The organism is Rhodococcus sp. LB1 (assembly GCF_001583455.1).
Lineage (GTDB): Bacteria > Actinomycetota > Actinomycetes > Mycobacteriales > Mycobacteriaceae > Rhodococcus_F > Rhodococcus_F opacus.
Genome location: NZ_LTCZ01000266.1, coordinates 1 through 9,418, shown reverse-complemented (window position 1 = coordinate 9,418; position 9,418 = coordinate 1). Strand labels below are relative to the sequence as shown.

At 67.5% G+C, this 9,418-nt stretch carries 9 protein-coding genes; 7 read left to right on the top strand and 2 right to left on the bottom strand.

Annotated features, from left to right (window positions below; genetic code table 11):
• The first annotated feature begins 74 nt into the window (after positions 1–74).
• Positions 75–437 (top strand): acyl-CoA carboxylase subunit epsilon, encoded by a 363-nt coding sequence (locus AZG88_RS28905; protein ID WP_005239992.1) that lies wholly within the window; start codon positions 75–77, stop codon positions 435–437.
• A gap of 10 nt (positions 438–447) precedes the next feature.
• The gene (locus AZG88_RS28900) at positions 448–1,092 is read left to right on the top strand and encodes a Maf family protein (protein WP_061699855.1); all 645 of its coding nucleotides are present in this window, start codon (positions 448–450) and stop codon (positions 1,090–1,092) included.
• Here the strand turns inward: AZG88_RS28900 and AZG88_RS28895 are convergent.
• Positions 1,075–2,793: an MFS transporter gene (locus AZG88_RS28895; protein ID WP_061699854.1), complete on the bottom strand. Its 1,719-nt coding sequence runs from the start codon at positions 2,791–2,793 to the stop codon at positions 1,075–1,077. The genes AZG88_RS28900 and AZG88_RS28895 overlap by 18 nt on opposite strands.
• A 249-nt stretch (positions 2,794–3,042) precedes the next feature.
• Between AZG88_RS28895 and AZG88_RS28890 the strand changes: the two genes are divergently transcribed.
• Positions 3,043–4,560 carry a condensation domain-containing protein gene (locus AZG88_RS28890; protein ID WP_061043414.1) on the top strand — a complete coding sequence of 506 codons (1,518 nt, stop codon included), beginning with the start codon at positions 3,043–3,045 and terminating at the stop codon, positions 4,558–4,560.
• Positions 4,560–6,002 carry a condensation domain-containing protein gene (locus tag AZG88_RS28885; protein ID WP_061043413.1) on the top strand — a complete coding sequence of 481 codons (1,443 nt, stop codon included), beginning with the start codon at positions 4,560–4,562 and terminating at the stop codon, positions 6,000–6,002. The genes AZG88_RS28890 and AZG88_RS28885 overlap by 1 nt, the downstream gene beginning before the upstream one ends.
• Here AZG88_RS28885 and AZG88_RS28880 read toward each other — a convergent pair.
• The gene (locus tag AZG88_RS28880) at positions 5,969–6,379 is read right to left on the bottom strand and encodes a group III truncated hemoglobin (protein ID WP_005239982.1); all 411 of its coding nucleotides are present in this window, start codon (positions 6,377–6,379) and stop codon (positions 5,969–5,971) included. The genes AZG88_RS28885 and AZG88_RS28880 overlap by 34 nt on opposite strands.
• A gap of 147 nt (positions 6,380–6,526) precedes the next feature.
• On the opposite strand from AZG88_RS28880, the gene AZG88_RS28875 reads away from it, so the two are divergent.
• From AZG88_RS28875 to AZG88_RS28865, 3 genes are read left to right on the top strand one after another with little or no spacing between them, the layout of a single operon-like run.
• Entirely contained in the window at positions 6,527–7,426 is a 900-nt protein-coding gene (locus AZG88_RS28875; protein WP_061699853.1) for a sulfurtransferase, read from the top strand.
• Entirely contained in the window at positions 7,423–7,839 is a 417-nt protein-coding gene (locus tag AZG88_RS28870) for a SufE family protein (RefSeq protein WP_005239978.1), read from the top strand. Before AZG88_RS28875 ends, AZG88_RS28870 begins: the two co-directional genes overlap by 4 nt.
• Positions 7,840–7,860: 21 nt before the next feature.
• The gene (locus tag AZG88_RS28865; RefSeq protein WP_005239966.1) at positions 7,861–9,237 is read left to right on the top strand and encodes a condensation domain-containing protein; all 1,377 of its coding nucleotides are present in this window, start codon (positions 7,861–7,863) and stop codon (positions 9,235–9,237) included.
• The last annotated feature ends 181 nt before the right edge of the window (positions 9,238–9,418 follow it).

Sequence of the window (9,418 nt, the reverse complement as noted above, 5' to 3'; positions counted from 1 at the left end):
ATCGTGGCCGCCCTGCGCCTACTCGAACGCAAAATGGTCACCCTCCCGCCCAAGAAGCATGGGAACATTCCGCTATGACCGCTATCACCGAGGACGACGTGCGCACCGAGACCGGTTCCGACGCGACGTCGTCAGTCAACGGTTCCGCAGCGGACACCACGCTCGCCGAGGGTGCGGCCACCGACCTGCCGGGTGACACGGACGGCGCAGCCGCCGATGCGGCCCGTGAGCCTTTCCTGAAGGTGGTCAAGGGCTCACCGTCCGACGAGGAGATCGCGGCGCTCGTCGCGGTGCTGTCCGCGGTCGCCGCCGCAGGCAGCGGTGATCCGGATGCGCACGTCCCGCCCGAGTCCTGGGGTGCTCCCACGCGGATGCACCGGAGCGTCGCCCCGTTCTCCCCGTACGCGTTTCCGAACGTGTCGGCGTACCGGCGTTGATCCGGATCCGGTGACGTCCTTCGTTCTCGCCTCGGCTTCCCCGGCGCGGCTGGCTGTTCTGCGCAGCGCCGGGGTGGAGCCGGTCGTGCGAGTTTCCGGAGTCGACGAGGACGCCGTCATCGCGGCACTCGGTGCCGGCGCGGCCCCCGAGCACGTGGTGACCGAACTGGCCCGCGCCAAGGCCAGCGACGTCCTCCCCGTTCTCGCACGGGACGGGATCTCGGACGCCGTGGTGATCGGATGCGACTCCATGCTGCTGATCGACGGCTCCCTGCAGGGCAAACCCGGAACCGTCGACATCGCCCGCGCGCGGTGGTCGTCGATGGCCGGCCGTAGCGCGACCCTGCTCACCGGGCACAGCGTCCTGCGGATCGCGGAGGGTGCGGTGGTGGGTGACGCACACGATCACAGCGCCACCGTCGTCCATTTCGCGAGCCCGCCGGACGCCGATCTGGAGGCTTACCTCGCGACCGGGGAACCACTGCAGGTCGCGGGCGCGTTCACCCTGGACAGCCTCGGGGGTTGGTTCGTGGACCGCATCGAGGGTGATCCGTCCAGCGTGATCGGGATCGGTCTGCCGCTCGTCCGGAGGTTGCTCGCGGAGGTCGGAGTCGGCGTCGCCGAGTTGTGGGCGTCGTCAGGCCGCGTCGGCTGACCGTTCGTCGACCTGCTGGTTCCGGCGCGGGAGCGTCAGCGAGGCCACACCGATCGCCGCCGCCACCGCCGCAATGATCCAGAGGATGCGGCGTTCTGCCTGGAGAAACGCCTCACCCGCTGCATTACGGGTCGATTCCCGTGCGGCCACCACCGCCGAGTCGGCGATCTGCTGCTGAGCGGCGCCGAGCGCCGCACCGCCGGATGCCGGTGAACGGCATTCGTCGGGCACCGTCATCGGGGACGTGGACCCGAGTTGCTCCGTCGCGCACCGTACGAACGTCTCCTCGGCACGCGGGATCAGCGCCGACGGCACCCCGGCCTCGGCGAGCTGCGCGGTCAGCGCAGGCCGCTCGGCCTGAACCGCGTCCGCCGATTGCGTCGCGACGAGGTTGAAGAACACGACACCGATCACCGCGAGCCCGATCGAACTACCCACCTGCTGCACGGTCGGGAGCAGCCCCGACACCGACCCCGCGTTCTGCGGTTGCACGGTCGCGAGGATCGCCGTCTGGAGCGGCGCCACGAACAGTCCGAGTCCGGCTCCCCCGATGAACAGCGGCCCGGCCAGCGCCGACCACCGCGGATCGGTGCCCTCGTGCTGCAGTTGCGCCGCCAGCACGACGAGAGAGCCGGCGAAGAGCACCATCCCGAGAGACAGGACGAGGTTGCCGATGCGCCGGTAGACGGCTGCGGAGGCCAGCGCGGCGAGACCAGTCCCCAGCGCCCACGGCAGCGTCATCACCCCGGCCCTGAGCGGGGAGAACCCGAACCCGAACTGCAGGGTGAGGGAGATGGTGAAGATCAGCGACGTGAGCGTCCCGAAGAACACGAACGCGATGGCCGCGCCGAGCGAGAACGCGCGGTCGGTGAACAACTCGAGGCGCAGCACCGGGTCGCCGCCGCGGCGCCCGAGCCGCCACTCGTAGACGACGAACGCGATCAGGACCGGCACCGAACACAGCAGCATCACCACGATCGAGGTCGGCCAGCCACGTTCCCGTCCCTCCGCGAGCGGAAAGATCAGGAGGAACAGCCCGGCCGCCGACAGCACGGCGCCGCCCACGTCGAGTCGGCGGATGCCGTCGGGCTTCGCGTCGACGAGATAGAAGTAGCCCAGAACCAGGGCCGCGAGACCGATCGGGAGGTTGACGAAGAAGATCAGCCGCCAGCCCCAGCCGAAGAGGTCCCACTGGATGAGAAGTCCGCCGACGAGTGGGCCGCAGATCGTGGCGAGCCCGATGGTCGCGCCGTAGATGCCGAACACCCGCGGGTGCGAGCGTTTCGGAAAGAGTCCCGAGATGATGGCGAACGTCTGAGCCGACATCGACCCCGCCGCGAGACCCTGCAACGCCCGCGACACCACGAGAGCGGTCGGCGACTGGGCCAGTCCGCAGAGCAGTGAGGCAACGATGAAGACGGCCAACGCGGTGAGGAAGACCCGTCGTCGGCCGAGTAGATCCCCCAGTCGTGCCGCTGTGATCAGCGAACATGCGAAGGACAGCGTGTAGACGCTCACCATCAGCAGCTGCGCCGACACCGAAGCACCCAGATCGACCGCGATGCTGGGAAGCGCGACGTTGACGATGGTCGCGTCCAGGAGTTGCATGAACACGGCGGCGAGGCTGGTGGCCAGTCCCAGCCACGGGACCCACCGACCGAGTTCGCCTCGATAGAGTGCGTCACGCTGCGTCACAGGCATCCGGACAGGCTAGGGGCTCGAAGCTCACAGAACGCTGTGAGGTGGTTCAGAGGTTGCTGCATGCTACGCGAGGAACTTGCAGCGTAGAACCCTTTTGCCCGACACTTGACTAGACCGGGACCGACCTGTAATCAGTCTCATACTTCTTTACCTCTCGCGGTAAGGCACTCGGTGCCGCATCCTGTTGCGAGAAGTCCGTGCCACACCCGACCGAACTCGCAACCGATTCGACACACCAGGAGCCGCTCGATGGACTTGAACTTGATCACCCATTGGAAGCCAGAGCCTGGGCGGGTCGTCGAGTGGAAAGTCACGGACGTGAGTGCACGTGCGGCTGTCGAAGCGCCGGTGGATCCGGCACTGCCGACCACCATGCAGGAGCGGCACCTGCGGCGGGCCCGGCTGGCGGCGAACAACGGCGAGACGCAGTCCCCCTGGATCGGCATCGCATTCGACTTCCCGGGCAGGCTCGACCGCGCCGCGATGACCCGCACTCTCGAGCGCTACATCCTGCGGCACGACACCCTACACAGCTGGTTTTCGTTCGAGAACGCGGATGCCGACCCCACGGACACCGCGAACGCGGTACAGCGGCACGTCGTGCCCGCCGACTCCATCGCCCTCACCGCACACGAGGGCGAGACCCTCACCACCCCTGAACAGGTCCGCGACCACGTCGCCACGCGCTTCGCGAACGACACGAGCGCGCTGGCCTGGCCTGCTTTCGTGTTCGGCGTGGTGGAACATCACGACGCCGGCGCCCCAGGGTCCGAGGACAGCTTCACCCTGTTCCACGCCGTCGATCACGCGCACACCGACATGCAGTCGATGATTCTCACGTTCGCCGAGACGCGGATCATCTATCAGGCCGAACTCGACGGCGTAGAGCCCGAACTACCCGATCCGGGAAGCTACGTGGAGTACAGCCGCCGGGAGCGGGAGAAAGCGGCGACACTGACCCTCGCCTCCCCCGAGGTGCACGGCTGGATCGGTCACCTCACCCGCAACGGCGGTACCTTCCCGAGCTTCCCCCTCGACCTCGGGGCGTCCGACGAACCGAAGCCGGCCATCGGCAGCCGATTCGACCTCGCCGACGCCGACGAGTGCGAGCAGTTCGGCGCCGTGTGCAAGGCCCACGGTTCCAACTTCATCGGCGGCGTGTTCGCGGCTCTCGCGATCACCGAACACGAACTGGTCGGGCGCGACCGCTACATGGCGCTGTCCCCCCTCACCACCCGCAACGACCCGCAGTTCTACTGGTCCCAGGGGTGGTTCATCAATCTCATTCCGGTCGGGTTCGCCCTCGAGGACGCCACGACGTTCACGGGACTCGCCCAGCGCGCGCAGGACGCCTACCGGTCCGGCAAGGCGCTCGGCGAGGTGTCCGTGCAGCAGGTGATCGACACCGTGCTCGCTCAGGCCGGCCCCGAGGCGATGTCGCAACACGCCACCACGCTCGCACCGCCCCCGATCGTGTCGTACATCGACGGCCGGCGGTTGCCGCAGACCGAGAGCTTCGTGTCGACCCGGGCGACCGGCATCGTGGGTGGCAAGGCCACTCAGATCGCGTCCATTTGGGTCAACCGCATGCTCGAGGGCACGTGGATGGCCGTCTCGCACCCCGACACCGACGAGGCGCACCGGTCTGTGACCGCATATGCGGAACGGTTGTCGACCATCATGAAAACCGTTGCCCGCGAAGGAGATTACACGGTGACCTCGTTCGCGCCGACAGCGGACTCCGCGCCTGCCGCAGGGGTGGAGTAGTGCACGTCACGTCGATCGACCGGTACATGCTCGAACCCGGTCTGGTGACGGAATGGTCCGTCGCGCCGGGCACGGTCTCCCCGTCCGCGGTGCCGCCGTCGTACAACCAGCAATTCCATCTCGACACCGCACGCACCCACGGCGTCGGCCGGAGCGTCTGGATGGCAGCAGCTTTCGACCTTCCCGGGCGACTCGACCGGGCTGCTCTCGCGCAGGCGCTGGTGCACTTCATCCGGCGTCACGACACGCTGCAGACCGGCTTCGACGTGAGCCCGGACGCGATGGCGCGCGTGGATCTCGACCCCGAGGACATCACCGTGGTCGCGTCCGAGTCCTCGGTGACGACGTCACCGCACGAGCTCCGCGACCATCTGCGGTACCGGTTCACCGAGGCGTGCGACCCTCTGACGTTCCCCGCGTACCTGTTCGCGACCATCGAACGCGACTCGCACTACACCGTGGTCAGTGCGTTCGATCACACTCTCGTCGACGGATACTCGCTCGTCATCGCACTGGGTGAACTCCGGCAGATCTATCAGCGACTCATCGGACTCGGCGGCTCGGGCGTGCTCACGGAAGCGGACCTGACAAAGGATCTCGGCGACCCCGGGAGCTTCCTGCGGTACTGCGAACTCGAGGCCGAGGCGCCCGTCACCGAGATCGGCGACCCCCGGGTTCGCGAATGGGCACGTTTCTACGAGCGCTGCGGCGGCACCGCGCCCAGTTTCCCGCTCGATCTGGGTGTCGAGGCGGGCAGGCCCGCTCCGCAGGGAGCCGACGTCCGGCCCCTCCTCGACGCCACCGACACCGAGCGGTTCGAGGAAATCTGCCTGGACTCGGGGGGAAGCCTGTTCACCGGGACGCTCACCGCGATGGGAATGGCAGTGCACTCGATCAACGGCATCTCCCGGATGCCGTTGCAGTTTCCGCTGCACATTCGCCAGGACCCGCAGTGGGCCAATGCGATCGGGTGGCTCACGACGAGCGCGCCGCTGACGGTCGAACTGACACCCGACTGCGACTTCCAATCCTCCCTGGCGCATACCCACGCCTCGTTCCGCACGGCCCTCACGCTCAAGGGCGTGACGATGGCCCAGGTGCGGGAGGCGCTCGGTGACGGATACCGCCGCACCCGCACGGATGTGTTCATGGTCTCGTACATCGACTACCGCAAACTGCCCGGCACCGACGATCACGACGAGCTGAACGCCCACCACATCAGCAACGTGACGGTCGCGGACGACGCGCAGTTCTGGATCTCCCGCACGCAGCGGGGTCTCGCGCTGCGGTCGCGGTTCCCCGAGACGCCGACGGCACGCCGCGCGGTCACCGAGTTCCTGGTGCGGCTGCGGGAGATCATGCACGACATCTGCGAGAACGGCGTCACTCCCATCGCGGAGCTGACCAGTCAGCTGAACATGGAAGGCACGCCGGTCGTCTGACCGCCGGAGGGCTCGAACAGTCGTCGCCGTATGGCGTCGGCGATCTTGACTGCCTCGACCTTGGCCCGCCCAGCGACGTCGCCGGCGAACAACTCGTCGACGCTCGACGTCCACAGTTCGACCCAGCGGTCGAAGTGCCGGTCGGTGAATCCGTGCCGGCCGTGCAGCGCCCGGTGCACGGCGAACGCGCTGCCTCGGTAGACGCCCGTGCGCAGCAGGATCGTCTCCCAGAAGTCGCACATGACGGGCAGGTGGTCGTCCAGGCCGATCACCGCGAGCGTCTCGAAGACCGGTTCGAGGACCGGATCGGCGAATGCCCGGCCGTAGAAGTGCCGGAGCAGCAGTTCCAGGTCGGCGCGCGTCGAGATGTCGGGCATGAGGCCTCCGTTCGGGTGCGAATCTACGCGCCTGGGCGGGCTCCCTCACCGTCCACGGCCGGTAAGTGTGAACGCCGGTCGGAAGAACTTCCGGCGTCCGCCTAGAATTGACGCCGTCCCCGTCGCATCTGCCCCAGGAGCCCACCCGTGCCCGTAGCGCCAGATCCCACCCAGTCCTTCGCCGAGTACGCCAACCCCGGTCGGCTCGTGTCGACGGAGTGGCTGTCCGCGAATCTGGGCACTCCCGGCCTCAAGGTGGTGGAGTCGGACGAGGACGTGCTCCTCTACGACGTCGGCCACATCCCCGGCGCCGTCAAGGTCGACTGGCACCTCGATCTCAACGATCCGGTGACCCGTGACTACATCAACGGCGAGCAGTTCGCCGACCTGATGAGCCGCAAGGGCATCAGCCGCGACGACACCGTCGTGATCTACGGCGACAAGAGCAACTGGTGGGCGGCGTACGCCCTCTGGGTGTTCACGCTGTTCGGACACGAGGACGTCCGTCTCCTCGACGGCGGCCGCGACGCGTGGATCGCCGAGAACCGGGACACCGCATTCGACGTCCCCGAGACCTCCCCCACCGACTACCCGGTGGTCGAGCGCAACGACGCCCCGATCCGCGCATTCAAGGACGACGTGCTCGATCACCTCGGCAAGGGGCCGCTGATCGACGTGCGTTCGCCCCAGGAGTACACCGGCGAACGCACCCACATGCCCGACTACCCCGAAGAGGGGGCGCTGCGCGGCGGCCACATCCCGAGCGCGCTGAGCATTCCGTGGGCCAAGGCCGCCGCCCCCGACAGCCGGTTCCGCTCGCGCGGTGAACTGAACGAGATCTACGGCGGTGTGTCCGCCGACGACGTCATCGTGGCGTACTGCCGCATCGGTGAGCGTTCCAGCCACACCTGGTTCGTCCTCACCCACCTGCTCGGTTACCCCACCGTCCGCAACTATGACGGTTCGTGGACGGAGTGGGGCAACATGGTTCGCGTTCCGATCGTCAGGGGTGAAGAGCCGGGAGACGTTCCCGGCGCATCGTCATGACCGAACTACCCGATTCGCTTGCCGAGATCGTCGACGACTTCGCTGCCGTCGACGGCTCGGACAAGCTGCAGTTGCTGCTGGAGTTCAGCCGCGAACTGGCGCCTCTGCCTGCCGAACTCGAGCAGGACGCCATGGAACCGGTGCCCGAGTGCCAGTCTCCGTTGTTCCTGTCGGTCGACGACTCCGATCCCGACCACGTGCGGCTGCATTTCAGCGCGCCCGCGGAAGCGCCGACGACGCGGGGTTTCGCGTCGATACTGCACCAGGGCCTGGACGGGCACAGTGCTGCCACCATCCTCGGCATTCCGGACGATTTCTATTCCGCGCTCGGGCTCGCCGACGCCGTCAGTCCCCTGCGACTGCGCGGCATGTCCGCGATGCTCGCGCGAATCAAGCGGCATCTTCGCGGCTAGGCAGGGTCTGAACACACACTGATGGAATTCACCGAACTTGCCGACTACCCCGTTCCGGTGGGCGCGCTCACCGAATGGCTACCGTGCGCCCGCTCGGAATGGGTGGACGATCCCCGCCCGGCCTCGTACATCCACGAGGCGCACCTGCGCCGGTGCTCCGACTCCGGTGGTCGCGAATCCTGGCTGGGCACCGCGTTCGAGATCCACGGCACGCTGAACGTCACCGCTTTCCGGTCGGCACTGGAGAAGTGGACCGATCGTCACGAGGTGCTGCGCTCGCACACGACGTTCGACACGGAGACCGAGCGCGTGCACCGGCGCACCGTGCCGCAGGGCGGGCTGCACGTGGGCGTCGTCAGCCACGGGTACGACGCCGCCGGCGGCGACAACTTCGCGCACCTGCAGCAACTGTTCGACGAGTACGCGTCGCCGCACAGTTGGCCGTCGTACGTCTTCGCGACGCTCGAAACAGTCCAACGCGACCGATTCACGGTGTTCTTCGCGGCCGATCACTCGATCATCGACGGGTTCTCCATCGTGCTCGTCGCCCACGAGTTGACCGCCCTGTACGAGGAAGCACTGTCCGGACGCACGGCCAACCTGTTTCCCGTCGGCAGCTACATCGACTTCGGCCGTGAGGAGCGTGAGAACTCCACCGACGCCGACGTGAAACGTGAGGCGCTCGACGTGTGGCGCTCGGCGCTCGAGGGACCGGGACTCCCCGAGTTCCCGCTCGAGGTCGGCCCGCGCACGTCGTACGCCCAGCAGAACCTGTCTGCCTGGATTCTCGATTCCGACCAGGCTGCGGCGTTCAATTCGGCGTGCCGCGAGGCGGATGTGGGGTTCTTCCCCGGCCTGCTCGCGTGCCTGGGCATGGCCGGGGCGGAAGTGGCCGGGCATCAACGCTTTCGGACGGTCACTCCGGTCCATACCCGGCACTCCCCGCAGTGGGCGTCCGCGCTCGGATGGTTCGTGGGACTCAGCCCGATCGACTTCGAGGTGACATCGGACGACTTCGCCGCCGTCGCCCGCGACGCCGCCGAGAGCGTGGCCCGGACGAAACCGATCTCGGTGGTCCCGTTCGACCGCATCGAGAAGGAACTCGACATCCCCATCCGGCCGCGCTTCGTCGTCTCCTACATGGACGTCCGGTTCGTGCCCGAAGCGGGCCGCTGGCACGAGCGCAACGCCCGGGCGCTGAGGAGCCGGCAGTACACCCACGACGTGTACGCGTGGATCAATCGCACCCCTCGAGGTGTCAATCTGGCGGTCCGATATCCGGGCAACGACATCGCTGCCGCGAGCGTCCACACGTGGGTCGGGAGCCTCCGCCGGCAACTGGAACAGGTTTCAACCAGCTACCCCTCGGTAGGGTTGCGGAGCGTCGGACAGCCCTGACGGGAAATTTCGGTCCGGTGACAACACGGATCGGTTCGGTGCTTAGACTCCGAAGTGATGCCGTAAACGACCGCTGGTGACACCCACGGGAGCCACCGCGGAGACAGACCATGCGAACCACAGGAGGCTCAGTGCCCAGTCATGCCAGCGCGCACATCACGAAGGTGCTCGTCGCGAACCG